A 25,936-nucleotide genomic window follows, 5' to 3' on the forward strand; every position below is an offset into this window, starting at 1 on the left:
TCTAATAAATATCGCGCGCATACCGCTTGCTTAGCGACATTTCCTTTACATAATCCTTCGCTGCTTCTTCAGTCAGGCCGCCATGCTGCTGGATCACGGCCTTCAGCGCGGCATCCACCGCTTTGGCCATTTGCTGGGCATCTCCGCACACATAGAAGTGGGCGCCTTCCTGCAGCCAAGCCCAGAGCTCCGCGCCTTGTTCAAGCATACGGTGCTGTACATAGACCTTCTCGGCATGGTCCCGGGAAAAAGCTGTATCCAGGCGATGCAGGAAACCTTCCTTCCGCAAGACTTCAAGCTCATCCCTGAAGTAGAAGTCGCTCTCTTCGCGTTGTTCACCGAAGATCAGCCAGTTTTTGCCCGAAGCACCGGTGGCCCGGCGCTCCTGCAGGAAGCCGCGGAAAGGCGCGATGCCGGTGCCTGGACCGACCATAATCATCGGCACCCCGGGATTGGCCGGTGGACGGAAATGGGCATTCCTGTGAATGAAGACCGGAATGTCGGTATCCGGTGTCGCCAGGTCGGCCAGGAAGGTGGAGCAGACGCCTTTTCGGCGGTTGCCGCCATATTCGTAACGCAAGGTGGACACAGTGATATGAACCTCTTGCGGATGAGCCTTTGGACTCGACGAAATGGAATACAGGCGGGGCTGCAAAGGCTTAAGCAACGCCGTAAAGTCGGCTGCACTTACGGAGACGGGGAATTCCTCCAGAACATCAATGAGCTGGCGTCCCCACAGCCACTGCTTCAGCCGGGCCTGATTACTGCTCTCAAGGAGCTCGCTTAACTGCTTATGCTGCGACTGATCCCGGATGAACCGGAGCATCTCGCCGGTTACGCGGGTGATCTCGAAATGGCGGAGCAGCGCCTCGCCAAGAGGCATTTCGCCCCGGCCCTTGACCCCTACCGGAATCGAAGGGTCCAGCTTGACAACGCTAAGAATATCACTTACCAGTTCGGGACAATTCGTCGGCCATACCCCGAGAGCGTCACCGGCTTCAAACTGCAGACCGGTATTGCCGAGATCAAAGGCATAGTGGCGGGTCTCCTTCTCGGAGCTTTCTGTATTCAGGCGCTTTTTGAAAAGAAGGCGCGAAGGCAGCGGGTGTGCCGGGCTGTAGCCCGGTTGTACCTTGGTCTGGGCCCCCGGACCAACCGGTGCCAGTGCTGGTGTGGCTTCAGCAGCCTCTCCAAATTTACCTATCAGTTCTATAGCCGTGTGTGTCCACGTGTCTACCTGCTCTTGAAAGTCCGTATCGCAGGGAGTACAGTCCAGGAGTCGCCGGGCCCCCAGTTCTTCCAGCCGCAAATCCAGATTCCGGCCAAAGCCGCAGAACGGATCGTAATTGGAATCTCCAAAGGCAAGCACGGCATACTGCAGTTTCGGCAATGGAGGGGCCTGTTCTGCTTGCAGCGATTGAAAGAATACCTCCCCGTTATCGGGAGGATCGCCGGCTCCGAAGGTACTGGTGATGAACAGAACGAAACGTTCATGGGCCAGATCCGGCACGGAATATTGATTCATATTTATGAGTTTTACATTATAGCCGGCATCCTGCATCTTCTTCGCGCAGCCGATGGCCGCACCTTCCGCATTGCCGGTCTGTGAAGCCCAGAGAATCGTAACCGGCAGCTTCCCTTCGTTGCCGAGTGCCGGCGCTGTGTCAGCCGCGGCACCCGGGAGGGGACTGCGGGAGAACATCCCGGCCAACAGGCCGTCTACCCAGTATCGTTTATCCGCTTCAAGCGGCGCACTCGGCGGCAGAACTGGAACGCTGGAGGTTATCCGGCTATCCTCGCTGCGCAGACTTGCCAGGAAGCCTGACAGGTAGGCCTGCTCATGGCTATCCAGGGTCATCACTTTGGGCGAGGGAATACCCAGCATGGTGGCCAGCGTATCAAGTTGCGCCATATACACGGTCTCCTTTGGATTAGTGTTCCCTGCGCTAACTGGCGCGGGGGATGGGTGTACCGCAGCCTTGACGAGCGACACGGAACAGAATTTCAATTCGGGCTGAAGGGACAGGGAATCAACGGCATCATTGGTGACTGCATTAATAGCCAGATTGGCCCCGAATACATCATTCCAGTGGAAAGGGGCGAAGCAGTTGCCGGGGCGTACCCGGTCCGAGATGAGCGCCGGAAGGGTGGCCTGCCCCCGTTTGGAACGGATCTCCACGGGGTCGCGGTCCTTCATGCCGAGCATGGCGGCATCCTCCGGGTGAATCTCCAGAAAGGGCCCCGGATTCAGCTTGCTGAGTACGGGGATCTTTCCTGTTTTGGTCAAGGTATGCCATTGATGCTGCACCCGCCCGGTATTGAGCACAAAGGAATATTCGCGGTCCGGCATTTCTGCCGGCGGAAGATAGGGGCGCGCCCAGAAAATACCTTTCCCGCTTTCCGTCGGAAATACAATACGCGGACCCCGCCCGGACTGCTCGCGCAGATAACGGATGGGACTGCGATCGTCCATATGGTCCGGCGCACAAGGCCATTGCACCGGCTGATCGCGCAGCCATTCATACGTTGCCCCGCGGATGTCATAGCCGGTGTTCGGATTGTAGGCCTGTTGAATTTCTTCATACACCTCCTCCGAGGAGGTGTAGGTGAACGCCGCCGAATAGCCCATTTCACAGGCCACCCGGGCGATAATCTGCCAGTCGGGGAGGGCCTCCCCCGGTGGATCGACGGCCTGCTGCATCAAGGTCAGATTGCGTTCGGAGTTAATCATCACCCCTTCGGCCTCAGCCCATAAGGCGCCGGGCAGCAAAACATCTGCATACCGGTTGGTCTCGGTATCCAGAAACGCATCCTGGGCAATCACCAGCTCTGCGGCCTCAAGGGCGGCGATGACGTTTCTGCGGTTGGGGACCGTGGCGACAGGATTGGTGCAAATAATCCAGCAGGCCTTGATGCTGCCGGAGGCCATGCCTTCGAACATGGAGACGGTCCCGCTGCCTGTTTCGGTCCGCAGAGTCCCCCGGGGCACCTTCCATAACGCTTCGGTGAAGCTGCGGTCAGCCTCAACCAGGACCGAACGTTGCCCCGGCAATCCCGGCCCCATGTACCCCATCTCCCGGCCGCCCATGGCGTTGGGCTGGCCGGTAAGGGAGAAGGGGCCGCTGCCCGGGCGGCATATTGCGCCTGTGGCGAGATGCAGATTGCAGATGGCATTGGTATGCCATGTGCCATGTGTACTCTGGTTAAGGCCCATGGTCCAGCAGGTCATCCAGTCGGGCGATTGGCCGATCCACGCCGCGGCCTTGCGGATATCCGCTTCGGGAATCCCGGTAATTTCCGCTACTTTGTCCGGGGAGTAGTCCTCCAGGAAACCGGGCATGTGCTCGAAGCCGGAGGTGAACTCGGCAATGAAGGCCGGATCAGTATGGCCGTCTGCGATCAGCAGATGCAGCAGGCCGTTAAGCAGGGCGAGATCCGTGCCCGGCCGGATTTGCATATACAGACCGGCTTTATCTGCAGTGGCTGTACGGCGGGGGTCAACGACGATCAGCTTGGCGCCTGCCTTCACCCGATCCATCATGCGCAGGAACAGAATGGGGTGACAGTCGGCCATATTGGCACCGATAACGAAGAATAAATCGGCCTGGTCCAGGTCCTGATAAGATCCCGGAGGGCCGTCGGCGCCAAGCGACAGCTTGTAGCCGCTGCCGGCACTGGCCATGCACAGGCGTGAATTGGACTCGATGTTATTCGTCCGGATGAAACCCTTGGCCAGCTTATTGATGAGGTACTGGGCTTCAAGTGACATTTGACCCGAGACATAAAAGGACAACGCATCGGGCCCGTGTTCCTCCAGAATAGAACGGAGCCGTCTGGCCGTGTTGCCGATGGCTTCGTCCATTGCAACTCTAACGGGCTCGGCTTTGCGGGCCGGACGTTGATAGGCATATTTCATGCGCCCGGATTCAGTAATGGCGGCCGCCGCCGTGTTGCCTTTGGTGCACAGCCGGCCGAAATTGGCCGGGTGCTCCGGATCTCCAGTGAGTTTGACCACGCGGTTGCCGGACACTTCGAGTACGATTCCGCAGCCAACCCCGCAGTATGGACACACGCTTTTTACTTTTTCGGTTGTCATAGTGAGTTCACCTCCTGCTGTTCACATTTGTAGGGTCTAATCAGAAATTGACTCCGGATTCTGTTTTAGCCCAGCTTTTTCTCCAGGAACGGGTGACCACGTAAAAAATAAGTGTAGTCACTAACACGATCGAGCCCACTACCAGGAATCCGGCCATCTGGGAACCTGTGGATTGCTTGAGAGGCCCAAGAATGTAGGTGGGCAGGATATATCCTCCCAGACCGCCGGCAGCTCCGACAATGCCTGTGATGACTCCGATCTCTCTGGAGAAACGCTGCGGGATGATCTGGAATACCGACCCGTTGCCCATCCCAAGGCAGGCCATCATCACACTGGTATAAATCAGCATGACGAGGAACGAACTGGGCATGGAGGCAATAGCGAAGGCACAGAGGGAAACCACACTGTACAGAATGACCAGAAGGCGCATGCCGCCGATCTTGTCGGCGATCCATCCCCCGATAGGGCGGAAGAAGCTGCCTGCAATGACTGTGATGGTGACCAGATAACCTACCTGAATTTTGGTAATGCCATCGGAACGAACACCGTCACCGTACACATCGTAAAAGAAGATGCTTGCATAGTTGGCGAATCCGACAAAGCCGCCAAAGGTAATGGCATAGAATACGGAGAACCACCATGTATCCGGATGCTTGAAGACGCTGAAGTAATCTTTTAGAGGTTTGGGGGCAGGTGCATTCGGGGCATCTTTGGCCAAAATGGCAAACACGATCATAACGATAACCAAAGGAATCAGTGCGATGCCAAACACATTATGCCAACCGTAAGTCTGGGCAATTTGCGGTCCGAAAAAGGTGGCCAGTGCTGTTCCGCTGTTCCCGGCTCCGGCAATGCCCATGGCTAGCCCCTGATATTGCGGGGGATACCAGCGGCTGGCCAGGGACAAGGAGACGGCAAAGCTTGCGCCGGCGAAACCGAGCAGGAATCCGATCATCTGCACTTCCAGCAGACTTGTTCCCCCGAGCCATCCCCAAAAAAGAGGAATAAGGGTAAGGGACATCCCGATCAGGCCTGCTTTTTTACTGCCGATGCGGTCTGCCAGGATTCCCATGGGAATCCGGAACACCGAGCCGCCCAGAATGGGGATAGCGACCATGGTAGCTTTTTGAGTATCCGTCAGACCGAAATCTTTGGTGATAAAAAGCGCCAAGGCCCCGCACAAGACCCAAATCATAAAGCTGATATCAAAGTATAAAAAAGCTGAGAACAAACTCGGGGAATGACCGGCCTTGCGAAAACCTTTTGCTTCCATATCTAACATCCTCCTTTGGAATGGGCAAAAAAGGGCCGACTGACAGAACCCGCAAATCTGCGGATTTCGTTAATCGGCCCCGTTGCCTATTGCAGTCACGCCATCGTGACTGACTTGTATAGTTGATGTAAGTGTAGCCGTGCAATCGTCCTCTCCGGCCACAACATTGTGCGGAAGGACTGGATTGCTTCCAAAGCTGACACACTATTGTGTCAATTGGAATCTGTATATTGTCAATATAGTGACCTTTTTAAATAATGTCAATAATAATAACATAAAAATTTAAAATAACTGGATTTTAACCAGTTTTAGCTCAAAAATCGCGTTTTTTATGTAAGATAATATAACATTAAATCACATATATTATCTGTTCGCAGGCAGAACCATCGGCAGGCCTATGATCCAGTCCAAACCGCAAGCGTCTGCGTATATTGTAATCAGAAGTAGAAGGAGATTTTACACCGGATGAAGGAAGGGGATCGGGGTGCCAGCCAAACGTCCTGTTAGAAGAACAGCCAAGCAGCAAGCAGCAGCCTTGCAGACGGAAATTAACAAGCAACTGGCCGCATACGCCTGGCTGCAGGCTTTGGGTACGAATATTACGGCTATCGGGCAGACCAAGCAGCTATCCAGGCGTAAAAGCATACAAGCCGAGGGGCAAAAGCTGATTGATATTGGGAATGCCCTGCAGGCGCTGGCCAATACTGCGCAGTCGGCGCTCACGCTGGAGCAGGGCAACACAGCTTCGAATAACCTGAATGCCTTGGGCAATCTGCTGCAGGCCATTGGCAACAGCATTCAGATCATTGCGAGCAACGAAAGTTAGAAGAGCTGCACATAGAATGTAGTGGATTGACCCGCCACACTTTTGGCATAAATCTTCCCTTTGTGCTGTTCGATAATGGACTTGGCAATGGCCAGGCCTAATCCATAACCGCCTTGGCGGCGGGCACGCGAAGTGTCGGTACGGTAGAACCGGTCAAAGATCCTGGACAGATGCTCAGGGGCGATGCCTTCACCGGTGTTGGAGACCGATAACACGGTTTCGTGATGCTGTTTTTTCAGGGAAAGGGTTACTTTACCCTTGGGATTCGTATATTTGACGGCATTGTCCAGGAGAATCATAACCACCTGTTTGATTTGTTCGCTGTTGCCCTGGACCATCAATTCCGGTTCAATGTCATACTCCAGGGCCACATCCTTCTCAAAGATGACAGCTTCCATGGTCAGCAGAATATTCTCAACCGCCTCGCTCATATTAAATTTAGCAAACATCATGCCGGCTCTGGCATCATCCATTTCGGTCAGATAGAGCAGATCGTTGGTCAGCCGGGTCATCCGCTCTGTCTCTGATTTGATGTAGTGGAGCCATTTTGACTGATTATGAATGGTATCCTCGTGATTGGATAAAAGAACATCGGCATTGGTGTTAATGATGGTCAGTGGTGTTTTCAGCTCATGGGAGGCGTCGGCAATAAACTGCTTCTGTTTATCAAAAGCTTCCTTAACCGGCGCGATGGACCGGTTGGCGAAGAAACGGCTGGTGAAAAAGATGACTACCAGCATGACCGATCCCACTACAGTAAAGGTATAGATTAAGTTCGTCAGAATATTTTGCTGTGCGGTAATATCCAGGAATACAAGCATGTACCCTTCATTTGTGGGCTGGGCCTGGTAAATCCAGTGGCTCCCGTCCAGATTAAAACGGCCGCTGCTTGAATCGAGGGCCACCGCTTTTTGCAGAGCGTCAGCATAGAACTCGTCGTCCATCTCGAATGAAGAGGTAGGCACGGCATTGCTCCATTCCTTATCGGTCTCGATCATGAAGGAAACGGAGCGTTCGGGTGGCGGATTCCCGCCGGCCCTAGGCTGGTTGTCCCCCGGCGGCAGCAGGGAAGTGCCCTCGGCTGCGCCCGTCCGTCCGGATTTGCCCGGAGGTCTCTGATAGGACTCCGATATTTTGTGGAGCTCCATACGGATATCACGCTGCACATCCCGGTAGGTGATGATGTATATGGCGGCGAAAGCGACAAGCATAATAATGGAGATTGTGGCCAGGTTGACAATCAGGAACCGGTTTCTGAGCTTCTTGAACATCAGGAGTTCACCTCTAATACATAACCTACCCCTCTGATCGTGCTGATGCGTACATCCGAATTCAGAAAGGTGAATTTTTTCCGCAAAAAAGAAACGTATACCTCAACATTGTTGTGCTCCACCTCGGAATCGAATCCCCACAGCTTCTCGATAATTTGCTCCTTGGAGGTTACCCCTTGCTTTCTCAGGATCAACAGCTCCAGTAATTCGCATTCCTTCAGGTTCAGCTTCATTTCCTTGCCTTTCACCGACAATCGCAGATTGGCTGTGTTCAGCTCAAGATCCCCGAACTTCAATCCATCCTCCGGCAGAACCTCACCTTTGCGTCTTAAAGCGGCCCGGATTCTTGCCAATAACAGCTCCGAGGCAAAAGGTTTGGGAATATAGTCGTCGGCGCCATGGTCCAGCCCGGCCACCATATCCGGAATATCGCCTTTGGCGGTCAGGAGGATGACCGGGGTGGATATGCCTTCATTGCGTAATGCCCGAAGCACACTGATTCCGTCCATTTCAGGCATCATAATATCGAGCAGCAGCAGATCATAGATCCCGCTGAGCGCATAATCCAGCCCTGATCTGCCGTCATGGACCGCGTCTACGGAATAATGATGTTTTTTTAAAATTTGGGTCAGGGCCTCGGCAAGGTGCAGCTCGTCCTCAACAATTAAGATTCTCATGGGTTGTCATCCTCTGCGTAGGGTTTGTATTTATTTGCTTCCTATATAGTATCAAGATTACCTTTAGTCAACCTTAATTGGAAGGTGCCGAGGCCGGGTCTATAACGATTAAGGCTGTGTAAAAAAAGATTATGAGACTGTAAAATCATTTAAGATTCATTAAAGGTTGGGGGACTAAGATACAAACATAACAAGCGAGACAATCGTCAAACAGAAAGGATCTGAACCCCTATGGCCATCGAGGTCTTTAACCGGTACGAGAACAAATATCTGCTGGATAGCAATGCCTACCGGACATTCTACCTTGCACTGCTGGAATATATGGAGTTGGACGATTACAACAAACAGCATGAGTTCTATTCCATTACCAATTTGTATTATGACACTGAACACAATGCTTTGATCCGCAACAGTCTGGCCAAGCCCAAATATAAGGAGAAGCTCCGTTTGAGAGCTTACGGCACACCGGGCCGGGAGGCAAAAGTCTACCTGGAGATTAAAAAGAAGGTGCTCGGCCTGGTCAACAAAAGAAGAACGGCGCTGAAGCTGCATGAGGCGTACGACTTTGTCCGTACCGGAGCAGAGCCGGTGTTCCAGGAATATATGAACCGGCAGGTCCTGCAGGAAATCACCTATTTCCTCCGGCAATATGAGCTTCAGCCCAAGCTCTATCTGGGTTATGACCGGAAAGCCCTCTTTTGTAAAAATAACCGTGATCTTAGAATCACCTTCGATACGAATATCCGGTGCAGGCGGCATGATCTGCTGCTGGAGCACGGTAATTATGGAGAAGCGCTGCTGGAACCCGGCCAATGGCTGATGGAAGTGAAGGCCGAGAAGACGATCCCGATGTGGCTGTCGAGGTTGCTCTCCGAACACCAGATGTATCGCACCAGCTTCTCAAAGTACGGCAATGAATACAAAAAGATGCTGAAAAATAGCAAAACAGAAAGGGAGAGTGCCCTTTATGCTTGATTCTTTATTCTCCGCGGCGCTGACAAGTACAGAATTAACGTTTACCAATGCGATTGTAACCATTCTTCTCTCCATTGCGCTCGGCGCAATCATTAGCTTCACCTATATGAAGACCAATCCGAATGCGTATTCCCAGAGCTTTACACTGACGATGGTCCTGCTTCCGGTGATTGTGGCGATTATCATTCTGCTCATCGGCAGCAATGTAGCCCGGGCTTTCAGCCTGGCAGGCGCATTCTCCATCATCCGGTTCAGAAGTGCGCCGGGTGACCCGAAGGATATCACCTTTGTCCTGTTCACCATGGCGTCCGGCCTGGCTTGCGGGGTAGGCGCATTTGGTTACGCCGTATTGTTCACTCTCATTTTATGCCTACTGATGTTTATCCTGAGCCGCACGAACTTTGGCGTACGACAAACACTGCAGAAGGTACTTAAGGTCACCATCCCGGAAAATCTGGGGTACGAAGAAGCCTTCGCTGAAGTGTTCGGCCAGTATAAAGTCGGATTTGAGCTTAAAAAGATCAGAACGACCGAACTGGGCAGCTTGTATGAATTGGTCTATGCCGTAACCCTGGATGAAAGGACCAACCAGAAGGCGTTCCTCGATGCGATCCGGTGCAGAAACGGCAATCTGGATATCTCCTTGACGATGAGTCCAACCCTGAATGACTACTAAGCGAAACGAGAGGATGATTAAGATGAAAAAATTAATGATAAGCAGTAAATTATGGCTCAGTCTGATGAGCGTGGCCGTAGTGTCGGCCTGCAGCAATACCTCTGCCTCACAAGCTGTTGTGGAGGCCACCGCCACTGTTCAAAGCGGAACGGCTCCGGCCGTACAGGCCGTCAGCGCGAAATTGCCGGACCTTGTGACGTTTGACCAAAGTGATACAACTGCGGAATGGAGTGCGGATGAGTCCACAACCATAACGCTGAATGGCACGGCGGCCACAATCGTCGGTTCGGGAGCGGCGGCGGCAGACGGATCGGTACACATTACAGCCTCGGGAACCTATGTCCTCAAAGGTGCGCTAAGCGACGGACAAATTGTGGTCGATGTTCAGGACGAAGGAACCGTAAGGCTGGTGCTGAACGGAGTGGATATTCAGGACAGCGACAGCGCGGCCATCTATATCAAAGAAGCCGGTAAAACCGTTATTACGCTGCAGGAAGGAACGGAGAATACCGTAGCCGATGGTGCAGTCTATGTTTACGCCGATGCCGCTACGGACGAGCCCAGCGCAACCATCTTCAGCAAATCGGATCTGGCCATTAATGGAACAGGCAGCCTGAAGGTTACCGCCAATTATAAGGACGGGATTACCAGCAAGGACGATCTGAAAATCGTATCAGGGCTGATCGGGATTCAGTCCGCCGATGACGGGCTTGTGGGCAAAGATATGGTGGCGGTGCAAGAGGGGAAGATCACTATCGTTGCCGGTGGGGATGGGATCAAATCTACCAATGATACCGAGGCGGACAAGGGATTCGTGGCTATAGCCGGAGGGACTTTTGACATCAAGGCTGTTAATGACGGTATTCAAGCGGAAACAACGCTCGTCGCCGATGGCGGCACGTACAACCTGATTACGGGCGGCGGCAGTGTGAACGGTGAAGTGAAGGTGGAAGCGAGAGGTCCTGAAGCTCCTGAAGCTTCTGGCAGCGGAACTGCTTCAGCCACGGCCGGCTCTGCGGAGACAGAGACGGCAAGCATGAAGGGATTAAAAGCCGGCGGCGACGTTGCGATTAACGGCGGAACCTGGACCATCGATGCTGCGGATGATGCCATCCACAGTAATGGCAATGTTGCTGTAGCGGGCGGAGGGTTCACCATCACAACCGGCGACGACGGCATTCATGCGGATGTTTTGCTGACAATCGCTGACGGAAAGATCGACATTAAGAAGAGTTATGAAGGCCTGGAGGGAGCGAACATTACAGTGCTGGGCGGTGAGACGCAAGTGGTGGCTTCCGATGATGGCGTGAATGTGGCGGGTGGCAATGATGCCTCGGCTGCCGGCGGATCGCAAGGACAGGATCAGTTCACAGCTTCTGGCAGCAATCAGTTGACCCTCAGCGGAGGGATTCTAACTGTGGATGCTACTGGTGATGGGCTCGATTCCAATGGGTCCATCTACATGACAGGCGGGACGGTTACTGTGAATGGCCCCACCAACAACGGCAACGGGCCGCTGGATTATGACGGCAGCTTTGTACAGAGCGGAGGAACTCTGGTGGCTGCGGGCAGCTCAGGCATGGCCCAGGCACCTTCCGGGGATTCCGCACAATTCTCGGTGGTCATGACATACCCGCAGGTCCAGCAGGCTGGAACCCTGGTTCATTTGCAAGACAACGAGAGCAACGCCATTTTGACCTTTGCCCCATCGAAGAACTATCAGTCTGTGGTGATCAGTTCGCCGGATTTGAAAGAGGGAGCTGCCTACACGCTCTACTCGGGAGGAACCTCGACCGGCAGCGAAGCAAACGGACTGTACACAGAGGGCGAATATACAGGAGGCACTGAGGTAGTCGGCTTTGAGATTTCCAGCAGTGTCACCTGGCTTAACGAATCGGGAGTAACCACCGGAAATACCGGCGGCCCAGGACCGGGCGGCGGCGGACGGGAAGGAATCAGACCCGAAGGCGGAAAATTACCTGAGGGTGGGGTAATACCTGAAGGTGGGATGGGGCCTGGAAGCGGGGACACACCCGTAGAGGGGGATGTATCTGGAAGCTGAAACACGATGTAAGTTTCATATGGAGATTTGCTTATACTCAAGGGGTGTTCTCCGGTGACGGGCGGCAGGCTGGACTGCATTTTGTGCATCAGAATCCGGGAAAACCAAGCGTATTTTTGATTAGACTGCATTTGATACATCAGAACAAACAGTCCAAGCCTGTTTTTTGACTTTCTGATGTACAAAATACATCCAAACGGACTTTCGGGCGCTCCCGGAGCCATTCTGCTGCACGAAATACATCAGAACCGCTGACCTCCCTGACGGTATGGCACACCCGTTCCCTCCTTCACCCAGTCAGGATTCATGAGCAGACACCCAAAAAGCTCCCAACAACCCGTGGTTCTTGTGAACCACGGGTTGTTTCTTGAGCAGAACCTTATTCCTCTTCTGGCACAATGACGTGAAGATGGCGGGGAATAGTACTGAGCTCAAGGGGTAAAGGCGGTCCCTCTTCGCCATCTACATTCGTCCGGACCGGGTCTGTTGAGCTTACACTGACATTCCGGGCAGTGAAATAAATGACATCCTTGTGATTCTTCAGGCTGCCAAGCAGTAAAGAGAGGCTGACCGTCAGCGTATTGAGCAGATTAAGATCCTTGAAGATAAAGCAGTGCAGCAGACCGTCGTCAACCACCGCATCGGGAGCCAGCTTCTCAAAACCGCCTACTGAATTGGTTAACGCGGCGATAAAAAGCGGGGTTTCGCCTTTCCAGGTCTGTCCGTCATGGCGAATGGTCAGGGAATGGGCGGTCTTGCCCGCAAGCTCCTTAATCCCTTCTTTCAAATAGGCGAAAGCACCCAGCCTGGATTTATCTTCTGAAGATACGGAGGATAGGGATTCGGCCAGCGAACCTGTGGCCACGACATTTGCGAAGAACCGGTCGTTCAGGCGGCCGATATCCACATTCTGTATTCTGGAGGAAGTAAGAGTACGAATGGCCTGGGCGGGGTTCAGCGGTATCTGTAGGGCGCGGGCGAAATCATTAACCGTCCCGAGTGGCACCACGGCCAGCTTTGGAAGGTGAGGCTGGTCCATGAAGCCATTAATTGTTTCATGAAGCGTACCATCGCCGCCGATAGACACGACCAGGTCATAATGTTCCTCGCAGGCTCTGATGCAGAAATGAGTGGCATCCAGTTCTTTGGCCGTCTTCATTACCGTAACCGCGTACCCTTGGCCCTGCAGAATATCTTCTACATTCCTGACATATTCCAGCGCTTCTTCCTTGCCGGAGGAGGGGTTGATAATAATCATGGCCTGCTGCATACACAAATTCCTCTCTGAATGAAATTATTCACTGCGCCTCTTACCCAATTACCCGAAAAAAGGACCTTTGATATCGCAGGGAAGGCTTGACAAAAGCAGGGAATTCGCATATTTTGTTATTAACAATTAGATAATAACTAAAGGTTTGGAACATATAAAGCTTTTTAATTGGAGTAAGCAGCTGAACGAAAAGAAATCATTTATAACGTAGGAGGTTTTTGGCTAATGTATCATTTAGAGGATTTGCAGCAAGCGTACCGGAAAGGACAGAAGTTCAAGTTCTTATTCTTCTGGGGGCATACGCCGCCTGCCGGCGGCAGTATCAATCAGAGCTGTTTCAGCCAATGGTTCACCAGCCCGTTTACCGTGGATCATGAACAATACTCCTGTACCGAACAGTATATGATGGCGGAGAAGGCACGGCTGTTCGGGGACAAGGAGATGCTGAAGAAGATTATGGAGGCTGGGCATCCCAAAGCAATGAAGGCATATGGCCGGGCGGTTACCCCGTTTGACGCGAAGTTGTGGGACCAAACCTGCTATGATATCGTCAAACGTGGAAATTTTGCCAAATTCACGCAGAACCCGGAACTCGGCAGCTTTCTGAAAGCAACCCAAAACCGTATTTTGGTCGAGGCCAGCCCGGCAGACCGTATCTGGGGAATCGGCATGGCCAAGGACCACCCCGAAGTGGAGAACCCCATGAAATGGAGAGGGAACAACCTGCTGGGCTTTGCTTTGGCCGAGGTGAGAGATCTTATGCTTGCAGAGGCAGAGGAGAGAGCTAAATAGAGAGCAGTTTGGAGTCGAGCCAAGGGCGAAGGAGCGGCAGAACTTTAGCTGCCTGCATAGCTCCGGTATGATCGAGCCCCTCAAGCACCGACACTTTCCATCCTAACGCCTCCAGCTCATGGCGATGATTGAGCAGAGGGCCGGCGATATTCACGGTAACATTGCCCCAGCGCTCGCCATATTCGATCCTGTCGGCAGAACCGGCAAAGCAGAGACGGGGGCAAGAAATGGAAGATTGTACTGCCCGATCCTCAAAGTCTTGCAGCGACTGATATAAGGTAACGAACTGCTTAGTTTGTGCTTCGCTCATCGTCACTTCAACGGTGGACCAGTCGAACGTTGTACCGCCCCAGGCATCCCCGATGCCGGGGGAACTTGCAGCCGGGGAGGCAGCCATTTCATAAGTGGCGGCGGTAACCCGCAACATCTCCTTGTAGGGACCTTCGATAGGCGGAAATCCGCCCATAATTAACGCCGACAGCCGGTTCGTCCGAAGGGCCAGCTGCATGCCGCTAAGTGCGAGCCAGGAATAACCGTAATAGGCAAAGTGCGGCGCCCCTGCCGCATCGGCAATCGCCAGAAAGTCGCTGGAGATGTTAGCCGGTGTCAGAGTTTCCGGTTTGGGTGTTTGTTGGATATGACCCTCATAGTCAAAAGCAATGACACGATAATGGCTGCTGAGCCCTTCGATAAGTGAACGTCCGAGTGCCGGATCTGCTCCCCATTTCAGCATTTCTTCGGCCTGCGGCCCTGTTGCCGGATGTGGATTGACCGGCAGCAGCAAGTCCGGCCCTGTGCCCTGCACCTCCGCTTCAATTACAGCCACGTCATGCATGGTTACTTCAATCATGTACAGCTTCCTCCCCTTCATTCTATAAGTTGAAATCGTCCTACATAAACGAATATACAACATTGATGCAAGTGAGAAAGTAAGGTGATGGAAGGGCTTGTTTTTTAATATTGTTATTCAAAAAAGATTGTCAAAGCACTTTAAGCTTTTAATTTAAGGTTTGCGTTGGAGGGTGATTTTTGGTAGCTTAGGAGACAACTCCTACCTGTCATGAGGTGACGAAATGACCTATTACCGACCCAAAGATATCGCCAAGGAGCTGAATATCAGCACCAGTGCGCTGAGACATTATGAAGCTTGGGGTGTTGTACCGGCACCTGAGCGGTCAGAGAACGGCTATCGTCTGTACACCGGCCTGCATCTGGCCTATTTCCGCTGTCTGCGGGCGATGACTCCCGGCTTCGGCTACAAAGTAACCTATGAGGTGCTTCGTTATATTCAGCAAGGAGAACTGGATCAAGCCTTATGGTTGGTGAGTGCTGAGCAGGCCGGTCTGCAGGAAGAGAAAAAAATGGCTGACCAGACGTTGGCCTTGCTGCAAGCTCCCGACTTAACGCTGTTCAAAGGCAAAACGATCCCGGCTAAAATGACTATCGGCGAAGTGGCGGCTCTAACCCATGTGGAGACTTCGGCCATCCGCCACTGGGAGCGTGAAGGGCTCCTGCTGCCGCAAAGAGATCCCGACAATGGATATCGTATGTATACTCCTGTGCATGTTCGGCAAATTCTGCTCATCCGCACCTTGCGGAGAACCGTGTATTATTTGGAGCGGATGAGAGACATTGTGGAGGCCGTCCAGCATTACAACATTGAACAAGCGAAGCAAGTCACCGAGAATGCGCTGATAAGCATACATCTCCGCAACCGCCAGCAGTACAGTGGTGTACATGAGCTTATGGAGCTGTGCGGCGTAGTAGGATTACTTTAAGTGTTCTGACTGACAACGTTATAGAAGAATGCTGGCCCGTAAGACGGACGCCGCTCTATGGTCCTTATCTATAAACAATACATCCTCTTTGTTCCAATTGCTCCAGGTTCTCGTTTGCTTGCAAATGGTGATTCCATCTTAGATCAAGCTTCTCCAGACGTTCAAGCCTTAGGATGGAGTCCGGCAGATCCCGCAGAAGGTTGTCTCTCAAATCCAGCTCTATAAGGTTGTCCAATGCACCGATCTCTTCGGGAAGCTGGTTGATTTTGTTTTTTCTAAAGCTTAGCCGCCTTAATTTGCCAAGCCTGCCGAGGGACGGGGGGGGTTCGGTTAACCGGTTATCATTGGCATCCAGTACACGCAGTTCTTCCAGTGCCCCCAAATGTTCCGGCAGGCTCATTAAATGGTTGCCATAGACATGAAGCTCTCTTAAACTGCTGATTTGGGTGATGGAGTCGGGCAGACTAACCAGCTGATTATTGTATACCCGCAGCTCGATCAGACTCTTTAGATCACCTATGTTGCGGGGCAGTTTTTTCAGCAGATTATCCGTCACATTTAGATACTTAAGTTGCCCAAGAGCACAGAGCTGTTCGGGCAGCTGCTCGAACTGATTATTGCTGAGGTATAAAAAAGAATCCAATCCTTGCAGCTTGCCAATCCCCCCAGGCAGAACCTTCATGCGATTATGACCCAGATCCAGCATCCGTAAATGAACCAAACGCCCGACCTCCTCGGACAGCATTTCAATATTGTTGTCTGCATAATTTAACACTTCCAATGTATCATGAATAAAAAGCCGCTCAGGGATCTCCGAAATCTGATTGTTATAAAGACTTAGCTCCGTGAGGTTTTGGGTTTCGAAGACGATAGCCGGCGTTTCAGTCAGTCCTTTTCCATCAAAATTATATTTCATGAATATCTCTCCTTTTGCAGCGCTACGATAGAATATAGCAGGACTTTGATCTATTATCTGTATGATGGCATACAAATCTAATTTGTTATGCAGAAGGGGATTTTGATATGGAAGACTCGTTTTGGGCGGAGATTCCGCTCTTCCAGGGATTAAGCCCGGAGGAGATCGGGACAGTCTGCGGATTATTCACCCGTAAAGCGTATTCTAAGGGGAAGCTGATTTTTGCAGAATCAGATCCGGGGGCTAATGCATACGTCATCCATACGGGAATTCTAAGAGTGTTTGCTACGACAAAAGGAAGAGAGCATACGGTGGACCTTTTCGGAAAAGGGGACTTCTTCGGAGATTTGGAAGTTATTCATCCATCGAATATAAGATTACTATCGGCCGTTGCCATGAGTGATATGGTGGTGTTTGAGATCAGGCGGGAACCGTTTGAACGTCTGCTTGCCGATTACCCGGCGGTGAACAACCGTTTTCTGCTGCTTCAGATGGACCGCCTAATCCTCTCCAACCGGATGCTTCACGAAATGAAGATTTATGATGCCAGGGCGCGCACGATTTTTACCTTGGGCAGGCTCTATCAGAGGTTCGGCGCACAAGAGCAAGGTAGGCATTATATTGATCTTAGACTGACCCATCAGCAAGTTGCCGATATGATTGGAACCTTGCGTGAGACTACTACCCTTGTATTGAAGGATTTGCAGGATCACCGGATCATCGACATCCGTCAGCAACAGATTACCGTACTGGACCCAGGGTATTTGCTTGAGTATAGACAAGGGGATTAGAGAAAGGACTATTTGAAAACAGAAACAATAGTTCTAATGGCCTACCATAATTTTCTTGAATTAATTTATAAATTACCATACAATTAATAACAAATTATAAATATAAATGATATAAGGTGGGTACTTATGAAGAAGCTAGTTTTGTTAGTGATGTCCATGGTATTGCTTTTTCCAATCAGCGCTTTTGCAGCAAGCAGAGATTTGCTGGATTATGTGGCTGTATATGTGGAGAGAGAGGACCTGTATGCAGGTGAAACTGTCGAAATGGCGGTCGATCCCAAAGGTTCTGAAACTTATGATTCGATACCGGCAATTGTTGTAAAGTCTTCGGACGAATCGGTTCTTAAGGTTTCAGGAGATCTTACAAGCCTAGAAGTAACGGGGGTCTCGGAAGGAGTCGCAGATGTAATTGTCTCCTCTACAAGTGACTACGATGAGCTCAGATTTACGTTTTATGTGACGGAAGATACACAGCTGCCTCAGCAACTGCTGGATCTTCAGCAATATTATGATGATTTGACGTATGCCGCAGAATTAGAAGAGAAAGCTACCACTGAATACAACAAACATAATATCGTGGACAGCAGCAACAGGAAGCAGGCTTACATCTCATTTAACACGATAATTGTTCCGAGCTATACAAAGTTTAGAATTGAACTCAAGAAAGTGACTCCTGCCAACCCTGAGCTGGTCAAGATTCACAAGTTGTCTTTGGAGGGTACCCGGCTCCAACTGGAGGGGTTTACTATGATGCAGAAGGTTCTTTATAATCCGAATGTCAAGTTTGGAATGTTCTCTGCAGCCAATAAAAAAATCGCTGCGGGCGAGAAATACCTGGATGCTTTTACGAAATCTTTAGATCAATACCAGGACAAGTACTCTAACTACTAAAGTTGCTGTGAGGCGCCTGACCAGGCCCTCCACAGATAGAAATGGAGCCTAGCGAAATGTCTAATCTGCCCAATTGTCCGGAGTGCAATTCCGAATACACCTACGAAGACGGAAGCCTGCTGGTTTGTCCGGAATGTGCGCATGAGTGGACGCTGGAAGCGGAGAACCATGAGGGAAACAAAATTGTGAAGGATGCCAACGGCAACGTCTTGCACGATGGCGATTCAGTAAGTGTGATCAAAGACCTGAAGGTCAAAGGAAGCTCATCGGTCTTAAAGATTGGTACCAAAGTGAAAAACATCCGTCTGGTGGACGGAGACCATGATATTGATTGCAAAATTGACGGCTTCGGAGCCATGAAACTGAAATCCGAGTTTGTCAAAAAGATCTAATGAGCAGTCAGCAAAAGAGCCAGCCCTCAGGGGTTGGCTCTTTTTGTTGCGTGTAAGTCATCTGTTTATCAGGCTTCGATCAGTTCGGCAACCGCTGCATTTAATGCGGGCGTGTCTCCTCCGGCAAGCCATTCCCCGGGAATGCTGATATAACGGCAGGAATTGCCCTGCAGATGGCTATAAATGATCTGGGCCTCGTCAATGTCATCCCGGCTGAGGGGGAGGGAGGGGTGAGCAGAAGGCAGCTTGAAATGCTCCATTATTGCGGATTGTACAACAGAATGGAGCTGTTCTGTACCAAGGTGCCCGGTGGCGATTCTGGCCGCCCCAATCATTCGATGGCCCTTAATCAGCATAAGCTTGGAGTGGTGCTCATCCATCGGTTCAAAGACAGCAAGGTTCTGATTCTCTTGGGCGAACCGGGTGATTTTTTCCTTATGAAGTAGGGAGCTGACCGCTGCGATAGAGTCGCGGGTTTTGGCTGCCGTCTCAAAATCAAATCGTTCCGCTGCCCCGGCCATCCGCTGCTCCATCTCCTTCAGAATTCCCGTGTCAGTTCCATTCAATAAGGCAATAATACGATCTAGAATGTCCTCATATCGCTTTACGGCGTCCGCTGTTCCGGTACACACACCAAGGCACAGGCCGAGCGAATGATTGAGACAAGGAGAATTCCTGATATGAGGACTGCTGCACAGAATGTGCAAGCTTTCTTTCAGTCCCAGCACCGCTCTTTCCACAGTACCTCTGCTGGTATAAGGGCCAAAACAAAGATTGCCGCCCGGTTCACCGGGGTCATAGGAAAGCTCAATCTGCCGGCAGGGACGGGCTGTCCGTATGATAATATAGGTATAGGCTAAGGGGTTTTTCATTTTTTTATTATACATCGGTTTGATTTGCTTGATCAGGCTGCATTCCAGCAGGAAGGCTTCGAACTCGGTATCCGTCAGGATAACCTCCAGATCTCTGATATGCTGGACAAGCCGCTTTACTTTGGGAGAGTGTGATTTGGCATTATGAAAATAAGACTGGACTCTTTTTTTGAGAGACTTGGCTTTGCCGACATAAATAATATGGCCCAGACTGTCCTTCATCAGATACACGCCGGGTGATAAGGGGAGGCTGGTGACTTTTTCAGCTAGATTCATACGAATTCCTCCGTCGCCATCATGTGGTTAAACCTGTGTCTTCATTATAGTCTATGAATTCATGCCGGTGAATTAAATCTATTATGGAGGATAGGAGAGCAGGGCCCGGGAATTCGGGTATACAAATAGGAGAAGAATCAGCCTGAAAAAATATTATGCACCGTGATACAGGGAACGTTCGTAGTGATTCTAAACAATAGATGACCAATCTGCCAAAAGGGGATGACGACATGACCGACAATCAACCAACCGCAACACATCTGGAGACGCCGGAACAACTGCACTCCGCGCTGTCTGAAATCGTCAAATGGGAAAAGGAACAGAATAAGCTGATGATCTGGGACCGCATCACCCGTCTGCCGTTCAAGCTGCTGGATAAGGTAACGCCGAAATTTATTCATGAGAAGGTGGGCCAGCTTCTGGACGAGCTTGGCGGATACATCCAGAATGGCGGAAACTATCTGGTGGCCGGACGAAAAGTGGGCTCACTGGTCTCCAAGGCCAGCCTGGCAACGGGAGGACCGGATGACGGTCCGTACTCTCTCGCTGCAATGGATGCAGCTGCACTTCAGCTGTCGGAGAGCGGGCAGAATGCCGCGACTGCGCAAGGGGCAACAACAGGCTTCGGCGGGGTATTTACCTTGGCAGCCGACATCCCGGCTATACTGGGGTTGTCCTTGAAGGTGATCCAGGAGATTGCCCTTTGTTATGGGTATGATCCTACAGACAAGGCGGAACGGATCTTTACGGTTAAAGTGATGCAGTTCGCCTCCTCGGATGTAGTGGGCAAGCGGACTATTTTAGAAGAATTGAATTTGCAGGCAGGCGGGGACGGTGACATCCGGGCTGCTACAACAGCTGCGGTCTCGAAGATTCAAGGCTGGAAAGAGGTAATCACCGTCTACCGCGACAACTGGGGCTGGAAAAAGCTGCTGCAAACCATCCCGGTAGCCGGGATGTTCTTTGGCGCGTATACGAACCGGAAAGCACTGGGTGAGGTGGCGGAAGCCGCCAGGATGCTGTACCGGAAGAGACGGATTCTGGAGCGGCTGAAGGAGAGCGGGGTATAGCATCAGGACAAGGGTAAACATGATAAAGATGTGGAGGCTGCATTCATGCAAATTTCAGTGTTTTACAGCCATGTTCTCGCAGCAAGCGGGCAGAGGGGATTAACGGTGGCGGAGGTGCTCAAGCGAATCAAAGGGTTCGGCATTGATGCGGTAGAGCTCGATCTGGCCGAGGTCAAGCCGGGACGCGGGGAACTGAGGGAGCAGCTGGCGCAAGCTGGGCTGGCTGTGGCTTCCATGTACGCCTTTTTTGATTACGGGAATGACCCGGATGTAGAGTCCGGCCTGAGATTTATTGATGCTGCTGAATTTTTCGGTGCACCAAAAGTGCTGGCCATCCCCGGTTTTATCGATGAATCGGCCAGCCCGGGAACCCGGGATCGGGCCCTTCTGAGGATGGCAGCGGCTTTGCAGGAGATGTGCAGCTATGCGGAACAAAAGAACATCGTGGTTACAATGGAGGACTTCGACGATGTCCGGGCCCCGTTCGCTACTGCGGATCAATTGTTGTGGTTCCTGGACCGGGTTCCGCAGCTGGGCTGCACCTTTGATACGGGGAACTTTATTTACAGCGCTGAAGATGAGCTGGAGGCCTATGCGAAGCTGGAGGTGAGAATCGTCCATGTACATTGTAAAGACCATGCGCTGGATGAACGGAATGGCGGAAAGCCCAAAATCACCCTTAACGGCACAGCTCTCTATCCGTCCCCGGTCGGGTCTGGCATCATCGCCATTGAAGAAATTCTGAAGCGTCTGAAAGCGTACGGTTATGTGGATACGCTGGCCATCGAGCATTTTGATGCGCTGGACCAGCTTGCCTATATGGAGCAATCTGCAGCATGGCTCCGTGCCCGATTTAGCTAACGGGCCTGTGGCGCGAAACGAGAGGCAAAACTGCCTTTGGTTTGAGCGAAACGGGCCTGTGGCCCAGAATGAGAGGCAAAAATGCCTTTGGTTTGAGAGAAACTGGCCTGTGGCGCGGAACGAAAGGCAAAAATGCCTTTGGTTTGAGCGAAACGGGCCTGTGGCGCGGAATGAGAGGCAAAAATGCCTTTGGTTTGAGCGAAACGGGCCTGCGGCGCGGAATGAGAGGCAAAAATGCCTTTGGTTTGAGCGAAACGGGCCTGTGGCGCGGAATGAGAGGCAAAACTGCCTTTGGTTTGAGCGAAACGGGCCTGTGGCCCAGAATGAGAGGCAAAAATGCCTTTGGTTTGAAAGAAACGGGCCTGTGGCACGAAACGAGAGGCAGAGCAGCTCCCCTGCTCTCCGAGGCCAACAGTGTACAGCTACAGCTCCGGCTGCTTCCGGATGTCCAGTTGGGAATACCCGGAACAATGAAGCGTTACCATTCGGTAAATTGGAATTTTTCTCTACATTTCACCCCTGAAGCTGTCGATAAAATGGGCATACCATAACTTCAGGGAGATGAATAACAGATGAATATTATTGATGCGTTGGTTGCAGCTGCCCCTTATTTTAAATTAATTCATGCACAGGATATTATGATTGGCATCACGGACCGGGAAATTTTTCATTATTATGCACCGAGCAAAAATATTGATCTGGCCCTGGAAAAAGGGAGCCCTGTCTCCAGTGAAGATCCAACACTGACGAATGCGCTGCAGGGGCGGGCGAGTGTCAACCGTATCCCGGCAGAAGTCTATGGGCATACCGTTATTTCTTCCGGGGTGCCGCTGTATGGGCCGGATGAGACGGTGATTGGTGTATTGGCCATTGCCTATACGCTGGAGAATGAGGCGCAAATGGAGCGGCTTACGGATGAGATCCAGGCGATTAGCGGGCGTCTGGTCGATATGGTTCAGAACGTTGCCGCTCAATCTCAGCAGTTGTCCGCGACCTCTACGCAGATTCTGGACAATACACGCAAGGCGGTAGCCGATTCCCGGGAGGTCAATAAGGTTGCCGGCTTCATTCGCGAGATTTCCGAGCAGACGAATCTGCTGGGCTTGAACGCTGCTATAGAGGCTGCCCGGGTAGGAGAGCTGGGGGCAGGTTTTGGAGTCGTAGCTACGGAGGTGCGCAAGCTGTCCGTACATACGAAGGATGCCACGCAGAATATTGAACAATCCCTCAGCGGTGTCCAGCAGTCCATCAAGCAAATGGAGCAGGAGCTGGAGGCTGTGGCCGCTGCGTCCAATACGCAGGCTGAACTTGTCACTGAATTCGGTGAGGTAATCGAGCGGCTGAACAACACAAGCAATGAGATGACTGCTTTTATCGAATCGATCATGCAATAAGTGAATACTGGCATGAACTTCTTCATGACATGCATAAGAACCTTTCTTCCTATCCATGCTACAAGAGAACAGGTGCACTCTAGAAAGCGAGGTTCTCACGCATGAAACATTACGATTCCAGCTTGCAGGACAACAACACCGCAGCCCAAGTGAAGAATTCCGTGAGTAGGCTGCATGGTGCCGTATCCCAGGCCCTGAGCCATCCGAATGAGCAGACAACAGCGCAGGCCGCGAACAGTCTGGAACATGCGGAAGAAGCAATTCGGCAGGCGGAGCAGACTCTGGATGACCAGGGAGTGCAATATTTAGAAGGAATTCTGGAAGACGAGAAGAGCCGGATGTCGCCGGTTAATCAGGGCGACAATCAATAAGACCCGCCATCCCGTGCAGCCTGCCAAGCCACTTAAGCTTGGCGGGCTGTTCTGGTGTGCATCACCGGACTAGGAGCCTAATCCCAAACAGGATGGGCTTCTTTTAAATTTGTAAAATTCCTAATTCTCATACAGGACAGCACATGCATTAATCTGTATACTGTATACAATATACAAAAACACACCCAGAGAACGAAAGGCGGTACAAAAATGGGCAAGGAAATGGACAACGCACGCATGGGTACCCGGGCGGTCTGGGCAGGGGAGAAGGAATTCAGAGCCTTCGGGTCCACACAAATCCCTGTCATGCTTGGCGTTGCCTACGACTACGAGGATGTGGATGTCTGGTACGAAGCCGCAATGGGCGAGCGGCCGGGATACATTTATAACCGTATGGACAATCCTACCGTTCAATCTCTGGAAGAGAAAATACGTATGCTGGAGGGTGCAGAAGCGGCAGTTGCTTTCTCGTCGGGAATGGCAGCTATCAGCAGTACGCTGTACACGTTTCTTAAGCCCGGGGACCGGGTGGTTTCGCTGAAGGATACGTATGGCGGGACGAATAAGGTCTTTACCGAATTTCTGCCGAATATTCAGGTCGGCGTTGAGCTGTGTACGACGGAAGATCAGGAACAGATTGAGCGGGAGATTGCCAAGGGCTGCACGCTGCTGTATCTGGAGACCCCGACCAATCCGACCCTCAAAATCACGGATATCCGGCGTCTGGCTCAAGCGGCACACGCCGCAGGAGCACTGGTTCTCGTGGACAATACATTTGCCACACCCATTCAGCAGAACCCGCTGGCTCTGGGGGCGGATATTGTAATTCACAGTGCTACCAAATTTATAAGCGGTCACGCGGACGCCATGGGGGGCGTAGTCTGCGGCTCCGTGGAGCTGATGAAGGCAGTTTATCATTACCGTGAGATCAACGGGGCGAACATGGACCCATGGTCAGCCTATCTCATCCTGAGAGGGGCCAAAACCCTAAAACTGCGTGTACAGCAGCAAGTGAAAAGTGCCATGGAAATTGCCCAATACCTGCAGACGGAACCACTTGTCGAAGCTGTCTATTATCCGGGCCTTTCCACACATCCCGGCCATGACATAGCCAAGGAACAAATGCGGGGTTACGGCAGCATTGTTAGCATTGTCCTTAAAGACGAAATGAAAGGCATCAAATGTCTGCTCTCCCGGCTGCAATATGCCAACAGAGCCGGAAATTTGGGTGCTGTAGAAACGATATACGGCCCGGCCCGCACCACAAGCCATGTGGAGTGTACCCCCGAAGAACGGAAGGCGCTGGGTATTTCCGAAGGACTGTTGCGGATCTCCGTCGGCATCGAGGATACGGAGGATCTGATCGAGGATCTCCGCCAGGCATTTGCTTACCTGCAGTCGGAGCGTCTTCATTACACAACCTAATTTATTGAACGAGGAGCGTTGCATGGTGAATCCTATCGAACATATTCTAGCTGAGTTTCCGGTGCTTATTCTGGACGGCGCCCTGTCAACCGAACTGGAGCACCGGGGGTGCAATATTAATGATCCGCTATGGTCGGCCAAAATCCTGCTGGAGAACCCGGACCTGATTGGACAAGTGCATACGGATTATTTTGCAGCCGGTGCTGACTGTGCCATTACAGCCAGCTATCAGGCGACTATTGACGGATTTGTGCGGCAAGGTCTATCCGGGCAAGCAGCTGCGGAGCTGATCCGGAAGTCGGTAGAGCTTGCTGTACAGGCCAGAGAGGGATTCTGGGCAGGCTTGCCGGAAGAACGCCAACGTCTCCGTCCCCGTCCGCTGGTTGCTGCGTCTATAGGGCCTTATGGCGCTTTTCTGGCAGACGGATCGGAATACCGGGGGGACTATAAGCTTACGGAGGAAGAACTGATGGACTTTCACCGGCCGCGCATGAAGCTGCTGCTGGAAGCTGGAGCCGACATCCTCGCTTGCGAAACCCTACCCTGTCTGCTGGAGGCGCAAGCGATTGTGAAATTACTGGAGGAATTCCCAGGAGCTTATGCCTGGATCAGCTTCAGCGCCAAAGACGGCCTGCATACCAGCAATGGGGAGCTTATAGCCGACTGCGCAACGTGGCTTGACAAGCATGAACAAGTAGCTGCGCTTGGCGTGAACTGTACCTCACCCCAATACATCGGTTCGTTGATTGGCCAGATAAGCCTGCATACGAAAAAGCCGGTCCTTGTCTATCCCAACTCAGGTGAACAATATGATGCGGGCACGCGCAACTGGCAAGGCGCTTCCTGTCAGGAAGGGTTCGGAGAGCGTGCAAAAAGCTGGTATCACGAAGGCGCCCGGCTGCTTGGCGGCTGCTGCCGCACCACACCTGAAGATATTCGGACAATAGCCAAGTGGGCCAGATAAATTTAAGGCGGAGGATG

24 protein-coding genes are annotated in these 25,936 nt (G+C 52.0%); 16 read left to right on the forward strand and 8 right to left on the reverse strand.

The genetic code is table 11. From position 1 onward, the window contains the following. Nucleotide 1: 1 nt before the first annotated feature. Both IEY53_RS20835 and IEY53_RS20840 read right to left on the reverse strand, forming a co-directional pair. On the reverse strand, nt 2–4,096 hold the full coding sequence (locus IEY53_RS20835; protein ID WP_189028411.1) for a bifunctional nitrate reductase/sulfite reductase flavoprotein subunit alpha: 4,095 nt from the start codon (nt 4,094–4,096) through the stop codon (nt 2–4). A 40-nt stretch (nt 4,097–4,136) separates the two neighbouring features. After that, a complete protein-coding gene (locus IEY53_RS20840) occupies nt 4,137–5,369 on the reverse strand; it encodes a nitrate/nitrite transporter (RefSeq protein ID WP_189028413.1) in 1,233 nt (410 codons plus the stop codon). 484 nt (nt 5,370–5,853) lie between these two features. Between IEY53_RS20840 and IEY53_RS20845 the strand changes: the two genes are divergently transcribed. Beyond that, a complete protein-coding gene (locus tag IEY53_RS20845) occupies nt 5,854–6,195 on the forward strand; it encodes a DUF6944 family repetitive protein (RefSeq protein WP_229696264.1) in 342 nt (113 codons plus the stop codon). Here the strand turns inward: IEY53_RS20845 and IEY53_RS20850 are convergent. Further along, nucleotides 6,192–7,466 (reverse strand): sensor histidine kinase, encoded by a 1,275-nt coding sequence (locus tag IEY53_RS20850; RefSeq protein WP_189028415.1) that lies wholly within the window; start codon nt 7,464–7,466, stop codon nt 6,192–6,194. The genes IEY53_RS20845 and IEY53_RS20850 overlap by 4 nt on opposite strands. Then, nucleotides 7,466–8,143 (reverse strand): response regulator transcription factor, encoded by a 678-nt coding sequence (locus IEY53_RS20855; RefSeq protein WP_189028417.1) that lies wholly within the window; start codon nt 8,141–8,143, stop codon nt 7,466–7,468. Before IEY53_RS20855 ends, IEY53_RS20850 begins: the two co-directional genes overlap by 1 nt. A gap of 231 nt (nt 8,144–8,374) precedes the next feature. On the opposite strand from IEY53_RS20855, the gene IEY53_RS20860 reads away from it, so the two are divergent. The 3 genes from IEY53_RS20860 to IEY53_RS20870 are packed head-to-tail and all read left to right on the forward strand — an operon-like array spanning nt 8,375 to nt 11,856. Beyond that, nucleotides 8,375–9,118, forward strand: coding sequence for a polyphosphate polymerase domain-containing protein (locus tag IEY53_RS20860; RefSeq protein WP_189028419.1), 744 nt, complete (start codon nt 8,375–8,377; stop codon nt 9,116–9,118). Next, nucleotides 9,111–9,794, forward strand: a complete 684-nt coding sequence (locus tag IEY53_RS20865) for a DUF4956 domain-containing protein (protein ID WP_189028421.1) — start codon at nt 9,111–9,113, stop codon at nt 9,792–9,794. The genes IEY53_RS20860 and IEY53_RS20865 overlap by 8 nt, the downstream gene beginning before the upstream one ends. 22 nt (nt 9,795–9,816) lie before the next feature. Continuing rightward, nucleotides 9,817–11,856 (forward strand): carbohydrate-binding domain-containing protein, encoded by a 2,040-nt coding sequence (locus IEY53_RS20870; protein ID WP_189028423.1) that lies wholly within the window; start codon nt 9,817–9,819, stop codon nt 11,854–11,856. A 379-nt stretch (nt 11,857–12,235) separates the two neighbouring features. Here the strand turns inward: IEY53_RS20870 and IEY53_RS20875 are convergent, their stop codons facing one another. Next, nucleotides 12,236–13,126 (reverse strand): diacylglycerol/lipid kinase family protein, encoded by an 891-nt coding sequence (locus tag IEY53_RS20875; RefSeq protein ID WP_189028425.1) that lies wholly within the window; start codon nt 13,124–13,126, stop codon nt 12,236–12,238. Between the two features lie 225 nt (nt 13,127–13,351). Between IEY53_RS20875 and ybiA the strand changes: the two genes are divergently transcribed. Beyond that, complete coding sequence (gene ybiA / locus IEY53_RS20880) at nt 13,352–13,918, forward strand: riboflavin biosynthesis intermediates N-glycosidase (RefSeq protein WP_189028427.1); 567 nt, start codon at nt 13,352–13,354, stop codon at nt 13,916–13,918. Here ybiA and IEY53_RS20885 read toward each other — a convergent pair. Continuing rightward, entirely contained in the window at nt 13,911–14,768 is an 858-nt protein-coding gene (locus IEY53_RS20885; RefSeq protein ID WP_189028428.1) for an alpha/beta fold hydrolase, read from the reverse strand. The genes ybiA and IEY53_RS20885 overlap by 8 nt on opposite strands. A gap of 223 nt (nt 14,769–14,991) precedes the next feature. On the opposite strand from IEY53_RS20885, the gene IEY53_RS20890 reads away from it, so the two are divergent. Next, nucleotides 14,992–15,696, forward strand: coding sequence for a TioE family transcriptional regulator (locus IEY53_RS20890; protein ID WP_189028430.1), 705 nt, complete (start codon nt 14,992–14,994; stop codon nt 15,694–15,696). A gap of 64 nt (nt 15,697–15,760) precedes the next feature. Here the strand turns inward: IEY53_RS20890 and IEY53_RS20895 are convergent, their stop codons facing one another. Beyond that, a complete protein-coding gene (locus tag IEY53_RS20895) occupies nt 15,761–16,612 on the reverse strand; it encodes a leucine-rich repeat domain-containing protein (protein WP_189028432.1) in 852 nt (283 codons plus the stop codon). A gap of 107 nt (nt 16,613–16,719) precedes the next feature. Between IEY53_RS20895 and IEY53_RS20900 the strand changes: the two genes are divergently transcribed. From IEY53_RS20900 to IEY53_RS20910, 3 genes are all read left to right on the forward strand, one after another. Beyond that, nucleotides 16,720–17,403 carry a Crp/Fnr family transcriptional regulator gene (locus IEY53_RS20900; protein ID WP_189028434.1) on the forward strand — a complete coding sequence of 228 codons (684 nt, stop codon included), beginning with the start codon at nt 16,720–16,722 and terminating at the stop codon, nt 17,401–17,403. A gap of 126 nt (nt 17,404–17,529) precedes the next feature. After that, nucleotides 17,530–18,294: a hypothetical protein gene (locus IEY53_RS20905; RefSeq protein ID WP_189028435.1), complete on the forward strand. Its 765-nt coding sequence runs from the start codon at nt 17,530–17,532 to the stop codon at nt 18,292–18,294. Between the two features lie 56 nt (nt 18,295–18,350). Beyond that, nucleotides 18,351–18,686 (forward strand): zinc ribbon domain-containing protein YjdM, encoded by a 336-nt coding sequence (locus IEY53_RS20910; protein WP_189028437.1) that lies wholly within the window; start codon nt 18,351–18,353, stop codon nt 18,684–18,686. Nucleotides 18,687–18,754: 68 nt separating this feature from the next. On the opposite strand, the gene IEY53_RS20915 is transcribed toward IEY53_RS20910, so the two are convergent. Further along, nucleotides 18,755–19,834 (reverse strand): GIY-YIG nuclease family protein, encoded by a 1,080-nt coding sequence (locus IEY53_RS20915; RefSeq protein WP_189028439.1) that lies wholly within the window; start codon nt 19,832–19,834, stop codon nt 18,755–18,757. Nucleotides 19,835–20,034: 200 nt separating this feature from the next. On the opposite strand from IEY53_RS20915, the gene IEY53_RS20920 reads away from it, so the two are divergent. From IEY53_RS20920 to mmuM, 7 genes are all read left to right on the forward strand, one after another. Continuing rightward, complete coding sequence (locus IEY53_RS20920; protein ID WP_373293898.1) at nt 20,035–20,904, forward strand: EcsC family protein; 870 nt, start codon at nt 20,035–20,037, stop codon at nt 20,902–20,904. Nucleotides 20,905–20,949: 45 nt separating this feature from the next. Further along, nucleotides 20,950–21,765 carry a sugar phosphate isomerase/epimerase family protein gene (locus IEY53_RS20925; protein ID WP_189028441.1) on the forward strand — a complete coding sequence of 272 codons (816 nt, stop codon included), beginning with the start codon at nt 20,950–20,952 and terminating at the stop codon, nt 21,763–21,765. Between the two features lie 41 nt (nt 21,766–21,806). Then, complete coding sequence (locus tag IEY53_RS20930) at nt 21,807–22,316, forward strand: hypothetical protein (protein WP_189028443.1); 510 nt, start codon at nt 21,807–21,809, stop codon at nt 22,314–22,316. 21 nt (nt 22,317–22,337) lie between these two features. Next, on the forward strand, nt 22,338–23,159 hold the full coding sequence (locus tag IEY53_RS35920) for a methyl-accepting chemotaxis protein (RefSeq protein WP_189028445.1): 822 nt from the start codon (nt 22,338–22,340) through the stop codon (nt 23,157–23,159). A gap of 101 nt (nt 23,160–23,260) precedes the next feature. Next, nucleotides 23,261–23,530: a hypothetical protein gene (locus IEY53_RS20940; RefSeq protein WP_189028447.1), complete on the forward strand. Its 270-nt coding sequence runs from the start codon at nt 23,261–23,263 to the stop codon at nt 23,528–23,530. A 210-nt stretch (nt 23,531–23,740) separates the two neighbouring features. Then, nucleotides 23,741–24,955 carry a cystathionine gamma-synthase family protein gene (locus tag IEY53_RS20945; protein ID WP_189028449.1) on the forward strand — a complete coding sequence of 405 codons (1,215 nt, stop codon included), beginning with the start codon at nt 23,741–23,743 and terminating at the stop codon, nt 24,953–24,955. A 25-nt stretch (nt 24,956–24,980) separates the two neighbouring features. Further along, nucleotides 24,981–25,919, forward strand: a complete 939-nt coding sequence (mmuM, locus tag IEY53_RS20950) for a homocysteine S-methyltransferase (protein WP_189028451.1) — start codon at nt 24,981–24,983, stop codon at nt 25,917–25,919. The last annotated feature ends 17 nt before the right edge of the window (nt 25,920–25,936 follow it).

The sequence above is a fragment of the Paenibacillus albidus genome, assembly GCF_014644435.1.
Classification (GTDB): Bacteria; Bacillota; Bacilli; order Paenibacillales; family Paenibacillaceae; genus Paenibacillus_AQ; species Paenibacillus_AQ albidus.